At 61.3% G+C, this 16695-nt stretch carries 13 protein-coding genes and 1 tRNA gene; 9 read left to right on the forward strand and 5 right to left on the reverse strand.

The window, feature by feature from the left end:
• Nucleotides 1-147 precede the first annotated feature (147 nt).
• Together EEQ99_RS11860 and EEQ99_RS11865 are read left to right on the forward strand one after the other, a co-directional pair.
• Nucleotides 148-555, forward strand: a complete 408-nt coding sequence (locus EEQ99_RS11860) for a hypothetical protein (RefSeq protein ID WP_097542804.1) — start codon at nucleotides 148-150, stop codon at nucleotides 553-555.
• A gap of 446 nt (nucleotides 556-1001) precedes the next feature.
• Nucleotides 1002-2189, forward strand: a complete 1188-nt coding sequence (locus tag EEQ99_RS11865) for a TCR/Tet family MFS transporter (RefSeq protein WP_127430468.1) — start codon at nucleotides 1002-1004, stop codon at nucleotides 2187-2189.
• A gap of 57 nt (nucleotides 2190-2246) precedes the next feature.
• On the opposite strand, the gene EEQ99_RS11870 is transcribed toward EEQ99_RS11865, so the two are convergent.
• From EEQ99_RS11870 to EEQ99_RS11885, 4 genes are all read right to left on the reverse strand, one after another.
• Complete coding sequence (locus EEQ99_RS11870; protein WP_127430469.1) at nucleotides 2247-3311, reverse strand: dipeptidase; 1065 nt, start codon at nucleotides 3309-3311, stop codon at nucleotides 2247-2249.
• Between the two features lie 321 nt (nucleotides 3312-3632).
• Nucleotides 3633-7028, reverse strand: coding sequence for an acyl-[ACP]--phospholipid O-acyltransferase (locus EEQ99_RS11875; protein ID WP_127430470.1), 3396 nt, complete (start codon nucleotides 7026-7028; stop codon nucleotides 3633-3635).
• A gap of 92 nt (nucleotides 7029-7120) precedes the next feature.
• Nucleotides 7121-7402 carry a YiaA/YiaB family inner membrane protein gene (locus tag EEQ99_RS11880; protein ID WP_003546080.1) on the reverse strand — a complete coding sequence of 94 codons (282 nt, stop codon included), beginning with the start codon at nucleotides 7400-7402 and terminating at the stop codon, nucleotides 7121-7123.
• 49 nt (nucleotides 7403-7451) lie between these two features.
• Nucleotides 7452-8138 (reverse strand): PspA/IM30 family protein, encoded by a 687-nt coding sequence (locus tag EEQ99_RS11885; protein WP_127430471.1) that lies wholly within the window; start codon nucleotides 8136-8138, stop codon nucleotides 7452-7454.
• A 110-nt stretch (nucleotides 8139-8248) separates the two neighbouring features.
• Here EEQ99_RS11885 and EEQ99_RS11890 point away from each other — a divergent pair, with 110 nt between their 5' ends.
• The 4 genes from EEQ99_RS11890 to EEQ99_RS11905 all read left to right on the forward strand — a co-directional run bounded on the left by EEQ99_RS11890 (nucleotide 8249) and on the right by EEQ99_RS11905 (nucleotide 12995).
• Nucleotides 8249-8863: a TetR/AcrR family transcriptional regulator gene (locus tag EEQ99_RS11890; protein ID WP_127430472.1), complete on the forward strand. Its 615-nt coding sequence runs from the start codon at nucleotides 8249-8251 to the stop codon at nucleotides 8861-8863.
• A 409-nt stretch (nucleotides 8864-9272) separates the two neighbouring features.
• Nucleotides 9273-10052 carry an SDR family NAD(P)-dependent oxidoreductase gene (locus tag EEQ99_RS11895; RefSeq protein WP_127430473.1) on the forward strand — a complete coding sequence of 260 codons (780 nt, stop codon included), beginning with the start codon at nucleotides 9273-9275 and terminating at the stop codon, nucleotides 10050-10052.
• Nucleotides 10053-10341: 289 nt separating this feature from the next.
• Nucleotides 10342-11775, forward strand: a complete 1434-nt coding sequence (locus EEQ99_RS11900) for a hypothetical protein (protein ID WP_127430474.1) — start codon at nucleotides 10342-10344, stop codon at nucleotides 11773-11775.
• A gap of 293 nt (nucleotides 11776-12068) precedes the next feature.
• A complete protein-coding gene (locus EEQ99_RS11905; RefSeq protein ID WP_127430475.1) occupies nucleotides 12069-12995 on the forward strand; it encodes a hypothetical protein in 927 nt (308 codons plus the stop codon).
• 335 nt (nucleotides 12996-13330) lie between these two features.
• On the opposite strand, the gene EEQ99_RS11910 is transcribed toward EEQ99_RS11905, so the two are convergent.
• Nucleotides 13331-13404, reverse strand: a tRNA-Gln gene (locus EEQ99_RS11910).
• 163 nt (nucleotides 13405-13567) lie between these two features.
• On the opposite strand from EEQ99_RS11910, the gene EEQ99_RS11915 reads away from it, so the two are divergent.
• Genes EEQ99_RS11915 through EEQ99_RS11925 form a run of 3 tightly spaced genes read left to right on the forward strand, consistent with a single transcriptional unit; the run spans nucleotide 13568 to nucleotide 16658 of the window.
• The gene (locus tag EEQ99_RS11915; RefSeq protein WP_127430476.1) at nucleotides 13568-14485 is read left to right on the forward strand and encodes an MBL fold metallo-hydrolase; all 918 of its coding nucleotides are present in this window, start codon (nucleotides 13568-13570) and stop codon (nucleotides 14483-14485) included.
• A 2-nt stretch (nucleotides 14486-14487) separates the two neighbouring features.
• Nucleotides 14488-14940: a thiol-disulfide oxidoreductase DCC family protein gene (locus tag EEQ99_RS11920; protein ID WP_127430477.1), complete on the forward strand. Its 453-nt coding sequence runs from the start codon at nucleotides 14488-14490 to the stop codon at nucleotides 14938-14940.
• Nucleotides 14937-16658: a saccharopine dehydrogenase family protein gene (locus tag EEQ99_RS11925; protein ID WP_127430478.1), complete on the forward strand. Its 1722-nt coding sequence runs from the start codon at nucleotides 14937-14939 to the stop codon at nucleotides 16656-16658. The genes EEQ99_RS11920 and EEQ99_RS11925 overlap by 4 nt, the downstream gene beginning before the upstream one ends.
• Nucleotides 16659-16695 lie beyond the last annotated feature (37 nt).

Consider the following 16695-nt stretch of genomic DNA (forward strand, 5'->3'; position numbering starts at 1 on the left):
AAAAGCCACACTTCCCGCAAATCGAACGGAAGTCTCAAACGGGCAATTTTCTTTTGCCGGGTTCCGCGCTAAAGGGCAGACGGGACAGGCGAAACCGCTCACGAGGGCGGGCTTCGCAGCCAATGCGCTAGAGATCAGGACGACACGATGAATTTCCGCACCATGACCGCGGCCGGGCTTGCAATTGCGCTTGCCGGATGCACGACCATTCCTTCCGCCGGCAATCCGATCGAGGCCCGCTGGGTCGGCAAATCGGCCGGCATCTTCTTTGCCGCCTACGGGCCGCCGATCAGCGACAGCGAGCAAGGCTCGACCACTGTCTATACCTGGCGCGGCGGCTACAAGACCGTGCGCATTCCGGCGAAATACGCCGAAGGCGCCGACGGCAAGCGCGGCAAGCTGATTGCGTCCGCCCGCACCGCCTATCTGCGCTGCCAGGCGGAAATCACCACCAGCTCCGATTACACGATCCGCGACATCCGCACCGTCGCCGATATTCCGGGCGTCAACGGCCCGTCCTATTGCGCCGAGTTCCTGGCGCCCGAACAGAAGTAACGGACGCTTCGTCCGAAGCAGCTCACAGGCGGCCCGAGTGCCGCCTGTTTTCGTTCGCGGCGGCTGCTTCTGCCGCAAGCCGGCTTCCGCACGAAGAGCAGATTCCGCCAGGTCCGCCGTTGCAGCGGATGGCCCATCGACTCCCGCTCTCAATATCCCGACAGCCCGCAGCCGGATCCGGCGCAAAAAGGGGCTTGTCGCATTCAGCCCTCCGGCGTATCTATTGCCCGTCGCGAAAAGCGGCTGCCTCCCTTGATCCGCTCAGTGGCGGAGTAAACAGGTGGACGAATGGTCGTCCAGGTGGTCGAGCACACGCCATTCATGCCTTTGCAGCATGGATCGGCCAGCACCTCCCAGAAACCAAACGCCTGATCAGCTCAGGCTTCATCGTGAGTCCATTGGCGCTCGAACGGCGCTCGTGCGCTTGCGTCGACCCGGAACGCGCCATGACCAGATCCCTTATCGTCATTTTCACCGCCATTGTCCTCGATGCCGTCGGCATCGGCCTGATCTTCCCCATCCTGCCCGCGCTGCTGCGCGATATCACCCATGCCGAAAACGTCGCGGCCTATATCGGCACGCTGACCGCGCTCTATGCGGTCATGCAGTTCATTTTCGCGCCGGTGCTCGGGGCGCTCAGCGACCGGATCGGCCGCCGGCCGGTGCTGCTGATTTCGCTCGCCGGCGCTGCCGTCAACTATCTCTTCCTCGCCTTTGCGGCCAATCTTCCGATGCTGTTTCTCGGCCGCGCCATCGCCGGCCTGACGAGCGCCAACGTGTCGGTGGCAACCGCCTATATCACCGACATTTCGCCCGAGGCGAAGCGCGCCGGCCGCTTCGGGCTTTTCAACGCCATGTTCGGCCTCGGCTTCATCATCGGCCCGGTCGCCGGCGGCGTCCTCGGTGATCATTGGCTGCGGTTGCCCTTCATGGCGGCCGCCCTGCTCAATGGCTTGAACCTGCTGCTCGCCTTCTTCGTCCTGCCGGAATCGCGCCCCGGCAGCCGGGAGAAGATCGCGCTTTCGGCGCTCAATCCGCTGAAGCCGCTGCACGCGGTGCTGGAGGTCAAAAGCCTGCTGCCCGTCGTCACCCTCTTCTTCATCTTCAGCGCCACCGGCGAGGCCTACGGCACCTGCTGGGCGCTCTGGGGCAGCGACGCCTTCCATTGGAGCGGGCTTTCGATCGGCCTTTCCCTCGGCGCCTTCGGCATCTGCCAGACGCTGACCCAGGCCTTCCTTCCGGGACCGGCGGTCAAATTGCTCGGCGAACGCGGGGCAATCCTGACCGGCATCGCCGGCGCCGCGATGGCGCTCACCGTCATGGCCTTTGCCGGCCAGGGCTGGATGATCTTTTCGATCATGCCGGTCTTCACGCTCGGCGGCATCGGCGTGCCGGCGCTGCAGTCGCTCGCCACCCGGCAGGTCGATGAAAACCGGCAGGGGCAGTTCCAGGGCGTGCTGGCCTCGGTCGTCAGCCTCGCCTCGATCGTGGCGCCGCTTGGCTTCTCCAGCGTCTATTTCCTCGTCCGCCAGGCATGGCCGGGCGCGATCTGGCTCTCGGTCGTCGCCGTCTATGCGCTGGCCGTGCCGCTCATTCTTGCTCTCAGGCTGAAGAAACCGGCGCCGGTGGGCTGAAACCAGCGGTCTCCCGCTTCGGCCATTCCTGTTGCAAAAATCGAGATCGCTCCGGCTTCACGATGACGGGCTGTTCTTCCAGGTCAGCGCGAACACGCGCAGCCAGTTGTCGAAAGCGAATTTCGACAGGCTCTGCGTGTCGAAGCCGCTGTTGCGCATGGCTTCGAACAGATGCGGCAAGCCGCTGGCGTCCTTGATCGCGCGGGGGATGACCGCGCCGTCGAAATCCGATCCGAGGGCGACCCGGTCTTCGCCGACGCGGTTGACGAGATATTCGATATGGCGAGCGACGGCCTCAAGCGGGGTATCGTCGTTCAGGTCGCCATCGGCTCTGACGTCGTTGACCGAGAAGTTGAAGCCTATCACGCCGTCGCTATCGCGGATGGCGTCGAGCTGCCTGTCGGTGAGATTTCGGGTGGACGGGCAGATGGCGTGGGCGCAGGCATGGGTGACGACGAGAGGTGTGTGGCTCAATGCCGCCACATCCCAGAATCCCCGTTCGTTGAGATGCGCCAGATCGATCATGATTCCGAGCCGATTGCAGGTCCTGATCAGATCCTTGCCGATCTCGGTCAGCCCGGGACCGGTATCCGGCGACCTCGGATAAGCGAAGGGAACACCATAGCCGAATATATTCGGGCGGCTCCAGACCGGCCCCAGCGACCGCAGGCCCGCCGCATGCAGCGCATACAGATAGTCGAATTCGCCATCCAACGCTTCGGCCCCTTCCATATGAAGCACGACGGCAAAAGCCGCCTCGGCCCTGGCCGCCGCAATCTCATCGACATCAACCGCCATGCGCATCCGACCGCCGGAGCGGCGGATCAATCTCTCCAGCGCCAGTCGCTGCGCATCGATCTGCCGGCGGGCATGAAGCGGATCGACGGTCTCGGCATAGATGACCTCGTAGCCGTTCTCTCTTATGATCAGGTCATTTTCCGGCTGCTGCTCCGGGCCTGCATGCAGCGCAAACAAGCCGCCGACCAAACCGCCCTCACGGGCCCTCGGCAGATCGAGATGCCCGCTTTCCGACCGCACCAGAAAGTCGCGGCCGGCTGACTTGTATTCCGCAATGAATTGAACCGCGTCATTGTGCCCGTCGAAGACATCGATTTCGGCCATGTCGGTTTCCTCCGGGATCGCGAGATCGTCTATCCATTTTGGCGAGATTTATCTGTCGGCTAAAACCAGCGGAGATTCAATGAATGTGACATCCCGATCCTAAGCGAGCGGCGAGGGTAGCCCCTCATCCGGCTGCCGCCACCAGCCGGGGTCGAGCCCCTCGTCTCGACCCGTCCTTCGGACCCCGTAAACGGGGCGAAGGGACCATGCCGCAACCTCTCGGTTCTCCAAAGCCTCTCGCAGGGCACGTCCCCTCTCCCCGTTTTTACGGGGAGAGGGTTAGGGTGAGGGGCAATTCGCGATCTCATAGGGCGCGGGCAATCACGCCGCCTCCCCCGCCTGCACCGCGCTTTCCGCCAGCTTGCGGGCCGCGACGAAATCCACCTTGCCGGAGCCGAGCACCGGCACCCTGCCGATATTGACCTCGGCCGGGACCATCATGTCCATGGCGCCCTTGGATTTGGCGAAGGCGAGGAATTCGGCGCGGGTGGCGGTGGGGGCGTCGGTCAAGAGCACCAGGCGCTCGCCCTTCTTGGCGTCGGGCAGCGAGGAGACGACCGACAGCGCGCCGGGCCAGAGCTCGGCGGCGAGCGTCTCGACGGCGGCGAGCGAGATCATTTCGCCGCCGATCTTGGCGAAGCGTTTGGCGCGGCCGCGGATCTTGACGAAGCCGTCCTCGTCGATGGTGACGATGTCGCCGGTGTCGTGCCAGCCGTCGGCGAGCGGCTCGAGCACGCCGGGCTTTTCGGCGCGGAGATAACCGGCCATGACATTGGCGCCGCGCACATGCAGCCGGCCGCCCTCATCGATGCCGGGCACCGGTTCGAGCTTCCATTCCATGCCCGGCAGGATTTTGCCGACCGTGCCCGATTTGTTGTACATCGGCGTATTGATCGAAATGACCGGCGCGGTCTCGGTGACGCCGTAACCTTCCAGGATGCGCAGGCCGAATTTTTCCATATAGGTCTGGCGGGTTGCGGCCTTCACCGGCTCGGCGCCGGAGAAGATGTAGCGGATCGAGCGGAAGTCGTAGGGATGCGCCGTCCTGGAATAGCCATTGAGGAAAGTATCGGTGCCGAAGATGATCGTGGCGTTGGAGACATAGATCAGCTCCGGCACGATGCGGTAATGCAGCGGCGACGGATAGAAATAGACCGGCACGCCCGAGATCAGCGGCAGCACGGTGCCCGCCGTCAGCCCGAAGGAGTGGAACACCGGCAGGATGTTGAACACCTTGTCGCCGCTGTGGAAATCGATGCGGGCGGCGGCCTGGGCGGCGTTCGACAGGATGTTGCGGTGTGTCAGCACCACACCCTTCGGCGTGCCCTCGGAGCCCGAGGTGAAGAGGATGACGGCCGGATCATCCGGCTGACGCTTCACCAGCGGCCGCGCCTTCCTGAGATAACCCAGGATCTTGTCCTTGAGGGAGATTTCGGCCCGGAGATCATCGAGCCAGACGATCGTCACCTGCTTTTCCATCTCCTCGATGACCGGGCCGAGCTTGGCCTGGGTGACGAAGGCGCGCGAGGTCAGCACATGCCTGACCTCGGCGGCCTTGCAGGCGGAGAGGATATTGGCGGCACCGGCAGTGAAGTTCAGCATCGCCGGCACCTTGCCCGCCGTCATCACGCCGAGCAGCGTGGCGGCCGCGCCATTGGCATTCGGCAACATGACGCCGAGGTTGGTTTCCGGGAAGCGGGCGCGGAACTTGGCGCCGAGCACGGCAGCCCCGGTCAAGAGCTTGCCATAGGTCAGCCGGCCGGTGACCGGATCTTCGACGGCAAGCTTGCCCATGCCGAATTCGCCACCTGCCTGAATGACGCGGTCGAGCACGGTCGACGAGGTATCGGCGGTGCGGAACAACAGGTTCGACATCACCTGGTAGAGCGCGGCGCCTGCCGCCGTGCGGCGCTTGCGGCCTTTCAGCTCCGGCGGCACTTCCAGCTTCACCGGCTCGAGAATGGTGACCTTGACCTTGGGGAACAGCCGGCGGCGGATCTTGCCGTTGTCGAGATAGGAGAGATAGCTCTTCTCCAGCCCGTCGATCTTCACCGGCACGACCATCGAGCCTGTTTTGTCGGCGACCATGGCGGCGCCATCATAGACCTTCATCAGCGTGCCGGTCACCGTCAGCCGGCCCTCGGGGAAGATGCCGATCGGACTGCCATCCTGCACCACCTTGATCAGCGACCGCGTCGCCATCGGCTTTGTCGGGTCGAGCGGCAGGAATTTGCACATCTTCAGGAAGGGGCGCACCCACCAGGCCTGGGCGATCTTGTAATCGACGGCAAAGACCGGCTCTTCCTCGGTGATGGCAAGCGCCAGGGCGCCATCGAGCAGGCTGACATGGTTGAGGGCGATGATCGGCGCGCGGCCGGCCTTCTTGATATTTTCGAGACCCTCGACCTCCAGCCGCATGAAGGCGCGGAACAGGATCGAGATGAAATCGCGGAAGGGATTGGTCGGCAGCGTCTTCAGCATCAGCCAGGCAACGGCGAAATTGATGATGCCGAGGCCGATCAGGATCTGCGGAATGGAAGCGCCGAGCGCCTGGATGACAGCCACCAGGCCGAGGCCGACGGTGATGAACAGGGCAGACAGCACATTGGCGGCGCCGATGACGCGGGCGCGGCGGTCCTCATGCGCCCAGGTCTGCAGGGCGGCGAAGGTCGGCACGGCGATGAAGGCGCCCGAGATTGCCATGCCGGCGAGATCGATGGCGACGCGGATGGTATTTTCACCGGCAAAGAAGGTGACGATCGTCGTCGCATGGCTTGTGGAGGCCAGGCCCCAGAGGTTCCAGGCGAGATCGAGGCTGAAAAGGCCGAGCAGCGCCGTGCCGACCGGGGCGGGCAGCAGCACGATGCGGCCGGAGGACATCCAGGCGGCAATGGCCGAACCGACAGCGACGGCGATGGCAAAGACGGTGAGATAGGCCGGCACGACCAGCTCGGAGCCGCCGAGCAGCTCGGTGACCATGGTCGGCAGGATGGAGAGCACGAAGGCGCCGACCAGCCAGAACCAGCAGTTCATCAGCGCCGAGCGCCACAGCCGTTTATCCTCGCGGATTTCCATGACGAGGGTGTAGCTGGAGCGGATGACATTGCGGTCGATCTCCAGATCCGGCGCCTTGGAGCCGGTCGGCGGGATCATCCGGCTGGCCAGCCAGCAGAGCACCGAAAGCCCCATCATCATCGTGCCGAAGATCAGCACGTTTTCACCGCCCGAGAAGGCAAGTGCGGCGATGATCGTGCCGGCGAGGATGGCGATGAAGGTGCCGCCCTCGATCCAGGCATTGGCCTTCGGCAGGTCGCGGCGTTCGAGATGATCCGGCAGGATGCCGTATTTGATCGGCCCGAACAGCGCCGAAACGATGCCGAAGCCGAACAGCGCCGCCATCAGCACGAAGATGGAGGAAAAGGCGAGGCCAACGACGGCCAGGGCGGCGACCGCGATCTCGCAGCGTTTCAGCAGCTCGGCGATTTTGGCCTTGTCGTGCTTGTCGGCGAGTTCGCCGCCGAGTGCGGAGAGCAGCAGGAAGGGCACGATGAGGATGACGCCGGCAAGCGTCACCAGGGCTGCCCCCTCGCTGGCCGACATCTTGAAGAGAATGAGGAACACCAGGGTGTTCTTGAGGAAATTGTCGTTGAAGGCCGTCAGGAACTGGGTCCAGAACAGCGGCGCGAATTTCCTGGAGGTCATCAGATTGTGTTGCACGGCTTGTCCCTCTTTCGACTGGCAGAGAAGGCCACAGAGTTGTTACGCAAAAGTTGAATGCGATAACAACTCTGCGCTGTGGTTAACCAAGATCAATCTTCATCGTTACGATTGAACTTGACCAGGAGTTTCTCGGTGCGGGCATCCTCGACCTTGCGGATCAGCTTCTCGGATTCGGCGTTGTCGCGCAGCGTCTTGGTGATGTTCACCGTGGTCTGCACCAGCATCAGAATGCCCATGGCGAGATAGCCTTTGCCCCAGAGATCGAGCGGCATCATGTAGAGGCCGAGCGCCAGCATGAAGGCGGCCGAGCCGAAGGAGATGTAGGAGAAGCTGACCCAGCTGGCGGAATGTTTCTGGAAACTGTCGTTCATTGTCTTAATCCCTGTGGTTCGATGGATGAATGGTTGGATGGATGCAATTTCAGGCAGCAGGCGTGATGCGGCTCTTCAGCCGCGCCAGCACATCATCGGCGGATGAGCGCAGCGGCGCGCCGAAGCCGGCATTGGCAAGCTTTTCGATGATGCCGGCCGGGCGGATGGTGCCTTCCATGTCTTTCAGCGCGGCGGCCGTCAGCTCATTCTGGCTCTGGCGCAGGCGAAGCCGCGCCAGCGTCTCCTCGGCATCGTCGAGCGTCGCAAAACCCGGACCGGCGACTGACACATCGAGCTTCTGCGCCTCTTGCGTGGCACGCGCCAGCCGCTCGCCGCGCTGCAGCTCCTGCAGCCGCGCCTCCGAAGCCCGGACGATGCCCTTCAGCTTGTCGATCGCCTGGGTGAATTGCGCCTGCGCCTTCTCCGATGCATCGCGCTCGGCCTCGAGAAAAGCGATCGCCTCGGCCGCCTCGCGGGCCAGGCCCTCATTGCCCTTGGCAAGGGCTGCGGTGGCGCGTGCTTCGAGATCGGCGATGCGGGCAACGATCGCCCCGTGCTGCACCTTCTCCTGCTCGTTCTGGGCGATGGCGACGGCGACGCTGCGGCGGGCCGACTGGATCGATTGGGCGGCATCGCGGATCTGCTGGGAAAGCAGCGGCACGGCGTGGCAGTCGGCGAAAGCCTGTTCGGCATCATGCGCCCTGCCCCGCAACAAAATGGAAATCAGTTTGAACATTTCCTTCCTCCGGTTTATGAACGTTGTTCACGAGAAGTGTTATGCCAGAATCATGAACGTCGTTCAAGATAAATTTTGAACGACGTTCAAAAATCGAAGTGGAATGGTTAATGGCCGGTAGGCGAGAAGAAAAACGCGAAGACCTGAAGGCCCGGCTGATCGAGGCGGCGCGCGAGCGGATTGCCAGAGACGGGCTCACCAATCTCCGGGCCCGCGACATCACCCAGGATGCCGGCTGCGCGCTCGGCGGCCTCTACACGGTCTTTTCAGACCTCGCCGAGCTCGTCATCCACGTCAATTCGGGAACGCTGAAGGCGCTGGAGGCAAGGCTCACCCTTGATGAAACCAAGGACCGGCCGCCGACCGACCGGCTGCGCAACCTGGCGCAGGGCTACTTGAACTTCGCCGTCGAGCACCGGAACCTGTGGAAGGCGCTGTTCGACCACTTCCCGCCGGAAACCAGCCCGACGCCGCAATGGCATCTCGACGAACACCTCTTCCTGATGGATGTGATCGCCGAACCGCTGGCCGAACTGCAACCCGACATGCCCCCCGAAGACCGCGCCATCCGCGCCCGCACCCTGTTCGGCGCCGTCCACGGCGTCGTCAGCATCAGCCTCGAAGGCCGCTTCGTCGGCCTGCCGCTGGAGCGGCTGGCACGGGAGGTGGATGAGCTGGTGCAGACGATTGCCGCGGGGGCGGAACGGCGGCGGGAGAGTATGTGAGGTGGCGCTGGGTGGAGTGAGGGGCGGAGGCAACAAACCGTGGTTTTGGCCGCCGCATCACCACACACTCCGTCATCCCAAGCCTTGAGCCTGGGATCCATGGCGCCGCCGTTTTTCGCCGAGCCCCACCACCTCCTCCGTCATCCTCGGGCTTGACCCGAGGATCCATGCCCCGAGCATTGTGCTCGCCGTCGACAGACGGAGCGGCAGGGGGCATCCTATGCGTGAACTCATGTATGTCGAGTGCTGCGTATGGATCCTCGGGTCAAGCCCGAGGATGACGGAATAGGTGGGAACCACAGGCAAAACCGCACCCACTCGCTGGCGGACTTGTCCACCATCCCACCTTGACCCAGGCACCCCTACCCAAGCACTCTCTGCCCTCCACACCACCGCCAACGGAGACACCATGAGCCGCATCTTCATCACCGGTTCCACCGATGGCCTCGGCCTCGCCGCCGCCCGCACCCTGATGAAGGAGGGCCATGACGTCGTGCTGCACGCCCGCTCCCGCGAGCGCGCCTCCGCCCTCGCCGAGATTTCGCCCGCCGCCCTCGGCATCGTCATCGGCGATCTCGCCAGCGCCACCGAAACGCGCTCGATTGCCGAGCAGGTCAACGCCATCGGCCGCATGGACGCCGTCATCCACAATGCCGGCATCTACCTCGAGCGGAGCCGGGGCGAAACGCCTGATGGTCACGCCAAGACGCTGGCGGTGAATGTGCTTGCCCCCTATCTGCTCACCGCCTGGATCAACCGCCCCGATCGCCTGGTCTATCTCACCAGCGGCATGCACCGCAGCGGCAGCAGCGCCCTTGACGATATCGACTGGAAGACGCGGCCGTGGAACGCCAGCCAGGCCTATTCGGAAAGCAAGCTCTACATCGCCACCCTCGCCGCCGCCCTCGCCCGCCATTGGCCGGATGTTATCAGCAACGCGGTGGATCCCGGCTGGGTGCCGACAAAGATGGGCGGCGCCGGCGCGCCCGATGACCTGGAGATGGGGCACCTCACCCAGACCTGGCTTGCGGCCAGCGATGCGGGAGCTGCGAAGGTCAGTGGTGGGTATTGGTATCATCGGCAGCGGCGGGAGGCGGCTGCGGAGGTTGCTGATGCGGGGTTTCAGGATGCGCTGGTGGGGAAGCTTGCCGGGTTGACGGGTGTTCGGTTGTTCGTGGGGCGACGGTAAGGCGAAAGACTGGCAGCGGCAAGCGAGCGGTTGGCCAGTCCCGCTGCGTCGGCTGCTCGAATGGAGACACCGGATGTCCCCCTTTAATCTCGGCAATGAACAGGCCGACAATACCGCTCCCCCAAAGAGGTTGAGTGACGGAAAGTTATAGGTCTTTAGCAGGTAAGCGAGCCCAAATTGTCGAAAAAACAAATAAAGCGGTTGATTTCGTTGCTCGGAGCAGTCGCGATGGTTGCAAATCGTCAAAGATCAGGCAACGTTGCGCGTGCGATCATAGTTGTGAGCCCATATGTCAACCTTTTCAAGCGGTAGACTTTTTTCGACACAATTTGGACTATCAGTCAACGCGCTAGAAAAAGCGGGTCTAGTTGACACCTTCCTGAATGTGGATACTCCCCTTTTTATTGATCCAATCTTGCTTGATAAATCAAATACGAAGCTAATCAGAGAGGACGCTTATCAGCACTTCCGGCAATATATCTCCCAGATAGTTCGGCTTTTGACTATCTCGAAAAATGAGGGAGACGCGCCTTGGAAAGCGGCACAAAAGCTTCTCAATCTTCAAGAACCACCAGAGAACGGTCTAGGATACGGAAGTGGCGAACGAGCGGGTAGTTCCCGACCCGACGAGCTCCGCGACACCATCCTTAGAACCACGAAAGAAATTGTCGATCTTGGCGTGAATGACCCGGAGATGATATCTCTGATGGGATTTTTCGAAGAGAACGTGGGGCCCGATACGATAAGCGATCTCACGACGCGCATTATCGCTTCCGAGCTTGCTGCCGTAACACTAGCGTTCTGTAAGCGTCAGAAGGTGCCAACCAGGATTTCGCCCCTTAGCCCAGCGATTGCGCTTCCGCATTACACGGCGCCGTCAGGTAAGCAAAAGGCTGTTCTTCTGGTCCCTAGGGACATAATTAGAGAGCTGCCACTCGCAAACGATTGGTCAGATGTAAGCGTTGCGGCGAACGCCAACAGAGAAATCCGAGATCGCGTAAATTCATTCTTGGCTGGCATAGTAACCCCGACGGTGACTGAGAGGAAAGCCGCGCTGAAGGCTGCCGCCTTATATTCAGCAGATTTGTTCAACGCTTTCATCGCAGCGGTCAAGGAAAGCGCGACCTTCTATGATCCGAATGAAGACGTTCTCGGGTACTACAAGCTCCGAGAGATTCTGAAATCTGACCGATCACTATTCAAACTCGAAATGAAATTCGAGTTGGAGAAGGGGCCACACGAAGTCTTGGGCGTGGTGCATCAAACGCTCGAAATGTTTAAGCATCACGTTGAAAAAGGTAATCTCTGGGAGGCTCTTTGGAGCAACGGCAAGCCGAAAAAAGAGCGGGCAGCACAACTCATCTATTATGCTATCGCTGACAGCTTTTGTATGGCAAACGACATTGACATCTCGCCCGAGGCAAACATGGGCGGGGGACCTATCGATTTTAAATTTTCAAAGGGTTACCGGGCAAGGGTGCTCGTGGAAATTAAAAAATCGTCCGGCACTGTCAGGCATGGCTACGAAAAGCAGCTCGAAATTTACAAGGATGCCTCTCGCACGAACTATGGCGTATTTGTGATCATCAACTACGGTGATCTGGGAGACAAGCTGAAAGTCATTCAAGAAATCCGTGCAAAGCTGCTCAAGGAGGGCCTTCCTGCTTCCGAGATCGTCGTAATCGACGCTACGCCAAAAGCCTCAGCCAGCAAGCGGAAATAACCTCGCACGCAAAAGCAACGCTTAGCCGGAGGTTGGTGCTATTGTTCTGCTTTTAGTTACAGTGGACGAGGCTCATAGCTGTGCTGAAGCCCAGATCACTAACCCGCCGAACCACTTCTGACATTGTGAAACCTCAAATGGACAATTTTAGTAGTCTGTACAGGGGCAACAGCCAGCCAGAGCGTCAAGCATTCTTAGCAGTACACTCATCGACCAACCGTTGAGCAGAAGAATAGATTGCAATCCGTGCGCAAATCGCTCAACAGGTAACGAGGGTTGCTTAGGGAGCAGGCATGGAAGAAAATAGGCATAGTGTGAATTGGTTCGTTCGCATCATGATAATTACGCTGAGCATTATGCTCAGCGCAATGGTGTTGTACAAATTCGTCGCGATACCTCCCGAGGGAGAGATCAGTGCCGGTGTAATATCCCTAATTTGCCTAGTATTAGTTTTGGTGTTGTCGGAGGCATTTGATAGTTTTTCCATTGGGAAACTTATTTCTATCTCCAGGGAAGTGAAGAAAAAGGAGAAGGAAGTCTCCAAACTGGAGCAGCAGAACTCTCACCTTCTCTCTCAGCTTATCGCCATCTCAAATAACCAATCTCAGCACCAACAGCATACAAACGTCTACGGCGACTATCACGCCGCTTCAACCGTCCAAAAAGCTACGGACCAAGAGGTGGAGGACAAACAAACTGCGGAGGCATCGATTTCCACCTCGCCCGTCGCACAAAATGCCGGAGCAGTGACGGGTCCGGCGGTAGCCAGGACGGATTGGCGGCGAGCTGAGGAGGTTGCCTTGAACAAGTATGTTCAGCAGAAGAAAGTCGATCCTCTCAACGTAATTTCTGATGCAAAGCTCGTAAATCATTTTGAGGGCGTCGACCCAATAAGCAAATCTAGTTATATATACGACGCATATATCAAAGGACTTGATAGCGAGACTTTTGTTGAATTCAAAAATGAAAGAGTATTCAGTCCAATGCTTAGAGATAGGCTCTATGTTTTGTTGTCGAAAATAAACTACTACAGAAACTCGAAGCGAGTTGATGCGCATCTAGACCTTGTGATCATGAAAATTCCAGGTGAAGAGCCATCGCGGTTTTATTCAGATACAAACTTCTTTGAAAGCTTTTCTCCAGCCATCGCAAGTGGCTTACTAAATGTCATATTTGTAGAATTCACCGCGGATGAAGCGGCGGCATTGAGGGTGCAATAGCGGATGCAGTGCTCATGAACTTGGAGAGAAGGACGCAGCCGGCGCCTTCACTCAAGCTTGCTTCGGAGGGCCGCCGGTAAGGACTTCAAGTCGCTTCATTAGCATTTCTTCAAACTTGCTCAGATTGGTGTAATCAGGACAGTTGTATGCGGCGATGTCGAAGCGGCTAGGCGTGTCAAAATCTCACACTTCAATGCGTATGAACGTTTCCGCGTCAGCGTCCTCTGCGAGGCAAAGGTTATAAGGCCTGGGTATGGGTGTGTGTTCGCAAGGATATACTCCATCGGACAGCGCAAGTGACCAGCACAAACCAATAGAAGATCTGAAAGAAATCGTGGCTGGGGCGCCTGGATTCGAACCAGGGATGACGGTACCAAAAACCGTTGCCTTACCGCTTGGCGACGCCCCACCAGAGCTTGAGCGGAAACCGCTTGCTCAAATCGACGCCTGATTAGCAAAGCTCTTCGCCTGTCACAATGACTAAGTTTATCCCTGCGACAGATTTATGCGCTGCGCAGCACCCGCCGTCGTGCTAGAAAACGGCGACGTCATCGGCCTGAGATCATTCCTTCATGGACAGTCCCGCATTCGACCTCGCTTTCGAGCCGGCCTATGGGCAAGCCGTGCCGGTTGTTGCAGGTGTCGAGCGGGTGACAGTGAACAATCCCGGGCCTTTCACCTTTTTCGGTACCAACAGCTATATCGTCGGCTCTTCCTCCGTCGCGGTCATCGATCCCGGTCCGGAGGATGAGGCGCATTATCAAGCACTGATGGCAGCGCTTGGCGGCCGTGAGGTGACGCATATCTTCGTCAGCCACACGCATCGCGACCACTCGCCGCTGGCGAGCCGCCTGCAGGCGGCGACGGGGGCGGTGACGGTGGGGCAAGGGCCGCACCGGCCGGCGCGGCCGCTGCGCGAGGGTGAGATCAATCCCTTTGCCGAAAGCTCGGATCTATCCTTCGTGCCCGATATAGTGCTCGGTGACGGTCAGACCCTGTCGGGCGATGGCTGGGCGCTGAGCGCGGTGCTGACGCCGGGGCACACGGCCAATCATGCCGCCTTTGCGCTGGAGGGTCGCGACATCCTCTTCTCCGGCGATCACGTCATGGCCTGGTCGACCTCGATCGTGGCACCACCGGATGGTTCGATGGCGGATTACATGGCCTCGCTCGAGCGGCTGATCGAACGCGAGGACCGGCTGTTGCTGCCCGGCCATGGCGGGCCGGTGACGCAGCCGGCCGGATTCCTGCGGGCGCTGAAGGCGCATCGCCTCAGGCGCGAGCAGGCGGTGCTGGCGCGCGTCCAGGCGGGCGATGAGCGGATCGCCGAGATGGTGAAGGTGATCTATCGCGATACCGATCCGAAGCTGCATGCGGCGGCCGCGCTTTCCGTGCTCGCCCATATCGAGGACCTTTTGGAGCGCGGCGAGATCGCGGCGGATGGGCCGCCAACGCTTGCCGCCCTCTACCGGCCGGCAACAGGGAGATAGGGATGACGCCCCGAGCCGATTACAGCTATCGCGACGATGCCAATGTGCCCGCCTTCGCCGATGACCGGCCGTTGATCGTTTTCGATGGCGAATGCGTGTTCTGCTCCGGCTGGGTGAAATTCGCGCTGAAACATGACAGGCAGCAGCGATACCGCTTCCTCGCGGCGCAGACGCCGCTCGGCGAAGCGCTTTACCGGCATTACGGGCTGCACGCGCGCGACTACGAGACCAATATCCTGATCGAACACGGCCGCGCCTTCTTCAAATCCGATGGCTCGATTCGCATGGTGGCGGGCCTCGGCTTTCCCTATTCTCTGGTCAAGATCTTCCGGCTGCTGCCGCGGCGGGCAGCCAATGCGCTCTATGAATTCATCGCCCGCAACCGGCTGAAGATCGCCGGCCGGCAAAGCTGCATGGTGCCGACGCCGGAGCAGCGAAGCCGCTTCATCACATGAGCGACGACCGGTTTTCGCTGCTCATCATCGGCGGCTACGGCACGTTTGGCGGGCGGCTTGCCCGGCTGCTTGGCGATCAACCCAGGCTGAGGCTCTTGGTTGCCGGTCGCTCGCTTGAAAAGGCCGACGATTTCGTTGCAGATCTCAGGACGCCGAAAGATGGAGCCGAGGGCCTGGGCAGCAACAATCTCGGCGCGATGGTGCAGGCCGTCAGCTTCGACCGAGATGGCGATCTCACCGAACAGCTGACGCGGCTGAGGCCTCATCTCGTCGTCGATGCCTCGGGGCCGTTCCAGACCTTCGGGGAGGATGCCTATAAGGTGGTCGAGGCCTGCATCGATCTGAGCATCGATTATGCCGATATCGCCGACAGCACCGGTTTCGTCGCCGGCATCGGTGGGCTCGATGCCGCGGCCAGGGCCAAGGGCACCTTCGCGCTCTCGGGGCTGAGCAGCCTGCCCGCCCTCTCCTTCGCGGCACTCAATGCGATGGCGCCACATTTCTCGCGGATCGACAGTGTCGCGGCCGGCATTGCCCCCTCGCCGCATGTGCGGATCGGGCTCAATGTCGTGAGAGCAATCGCCACCTATGCCGGCAGGAAGGTCACGGTGCTGCGCCATGGGCGGCCGGCCGCCGGGCGCGGGCTGATCGATGCGATGCGGGTGACGGTGGCGCCGCCGGGGGTTCCGCCGCTGCGCAGCCGGAAATTCCTGCTGGTCGATGCGCCTGACCTGGCGCTGCTGCCGGGGCGCTTTGCCGATCTCAAATCCAGCTTCACCGGGGTCGGCACGCTGCCGCAGCCGCTGCAGCACTTGCTCAGCCTTGCGGCACGGCTCGTCCACCTCCGGCTGCTGCCGTCGCTGCTGCCGTTTGCGCGGCTGCTGCAGCGTGCCAGCCACGCTCTCGCGATCGGCGAACATCGCGGCGGCATGTTCGTCCGTGTCGACGGCGTCGATCACGCGGGGAGCAAGCTGACAGCTGGCTGGCATCTGATTGCCGAAGGTGATGACGGGCCGTTCATTCCCATCATCGGCGTCGACGCGCTGGTGCGCCGGCTGCTGGCCGGCACGCGGCCGGAGAATGGCGCGCGGCCGGCGGCGGGGGAATTGCAGCTTGCTGATTTCGAAGCGGCCTTCCGGCGTTTTTCGATCACATCGGGCATCCGGATGGAAAACGAGGAAGTGCCCCTGCCGCTCTACCGGCAGATTCTCGGCAGCGCCTGGGAGCGGCTGCCGCCCGCCCTATCAGCCCTGCATGCCGGCGGCGCCCGCGTTGCCTCCGGCCGGGCGCGGATCGAACGCGGCGGCGGGCTGCTGGCGCGGATCGTCGCAGGCGTCATCGGCTTTCCCCCAGCGGGCGAGGATGTGCCGGTCACGGTGCGTTTCGTTGCCGATGGCGACAGGGAGATCTGGACGCGGGATTTCGGCGGCAAGGTGTTCCGCAGCTGGCAGGCCGAAGGCCGGGGCCGCGACCGGCATCTGCTCGCCGAGGTCTTCGGGCCGTTCCGGGTGCTGATGGCCCCGGTGCCGGATGGGGACAGGCTGCGGCTGGTCGTGCGCGGCTGGCGGTTTTGCGGGATTCCGCTGCCGCTGTTTCTGGCGCCGGGCGGGGATACCTATGAGGAGGAGCGCGATGGGCGGTTCTGCTTCCACGTGGAGATCGGTGGGCGGCTGACGGGGTTGGTGGTGCGGTATACGGGGTGGTTGGTGGTGGAGTGAGGGGGTGAGGTCATGATCGAAGGGTTGCCCTCGATGT

Origin of the sequence: Rhizobium anhuiense (assembly GCF_003985145.1) — a bacterium.
GTDB lineage: Bacteria > Pseudomonadota > Alphaproteobacteria > Rhizobiales > Rhizobiaceae > Rhizobium > Rhizobium anhuiense.

What these genes read in the sequence shown, in the direction of transcription:
- EEQ99_RS11915 (WP_127430476.1), top strand. Translation starts at nt 13,568, where the DNA reads ATGGACAGTCCCGCATTCGACCTCGCTTTCGAGCCGGCCTATGGGCAA.
- EEQ99_RS11920 (WP_127430477.1), top strand. Translation starts at nt 14,488, where the DNA reads ATGACGCCCCGAGCCGATTACAGCTATCGCGACGATGCCAATGTGCCC.
- EEQ99_RS11905 (WP_127430475.1), top strand. Translation starts at nt 12,069, where the DNA reads ATGGAAGAAAATAGGCATAGTGTGAATTGGTTCGTTCGCATCATGATA.
- EEQ99_RS11885 (WP_127430471.1), bottom strand. Translation starts at nt 8,138, where the DNA reads ATGTTCAAACTGATTTCCATTTTGTTGCGGGGCAGGGCGCATGATGCC.
- EEQ99_RS11870 (WP_127430469.1), bottom strand. Translation starts at nt 3,311, where the DNA reads ATGGCCGAAATCGATGTCTTCGACGGGCACAATGACGCGGTTCAATTC.
- EEQ99_RS11925 (WP_127430478.1), top strand. Translation starts at nt 14,937, where the DNA reads ATGAGCGACGACCGGTTTTCGCTGCTCATCATCGGCGGCTACGGCACG.
- EEQ99_RS11895 (WP_127430473.1), top strand. Translation starts at nt 9,273, where the DNA reads ATGAGCCGCATCTTCATCACCGGTTCCACCGATGGCCTCGGCCTCGCC.
- EEQ99_RS11880 (WP_003546080.1), bottom strand. Translation starts at nt 7,402, where the DNA reads ATGAACGACAGTTTCCAGAAACATTCCGCCAGCTGGGTCAGCTTCTCC.
- EEQ99_RS11865 (WP_127430468.1), top strand. Translation starts at nt 1,002, where the DNA reads ATGACCAGATCCCTTATCGTCATTTTCACCGCCATTGTCCTCGATGCC.
- EEQ99_RS11900 (WP_127430474.1), top strand. Translation starts at nt 10,342, where the DNA reads ATGTCAACCTTTTCAAGCGGTAGACTTTTTTCGACACAATTTGGACTA.
- EEQ99_RS11890 (WP_127430472.1), top strand. Translation starts at nt 8,249, where the DNA reads ATGGCCGGTAGGCGAGAAGAAAAACGCGAAGACCTGAAGGCCCGGCTG.
- EEQ99_RS11860 (WP_097542804.1), top strand. Translation starts at nt 148, where the DNA reads ATGAATTTCCGCACCATGACCGCGGCCGGGCTTGCAATTGCGCTTGCC.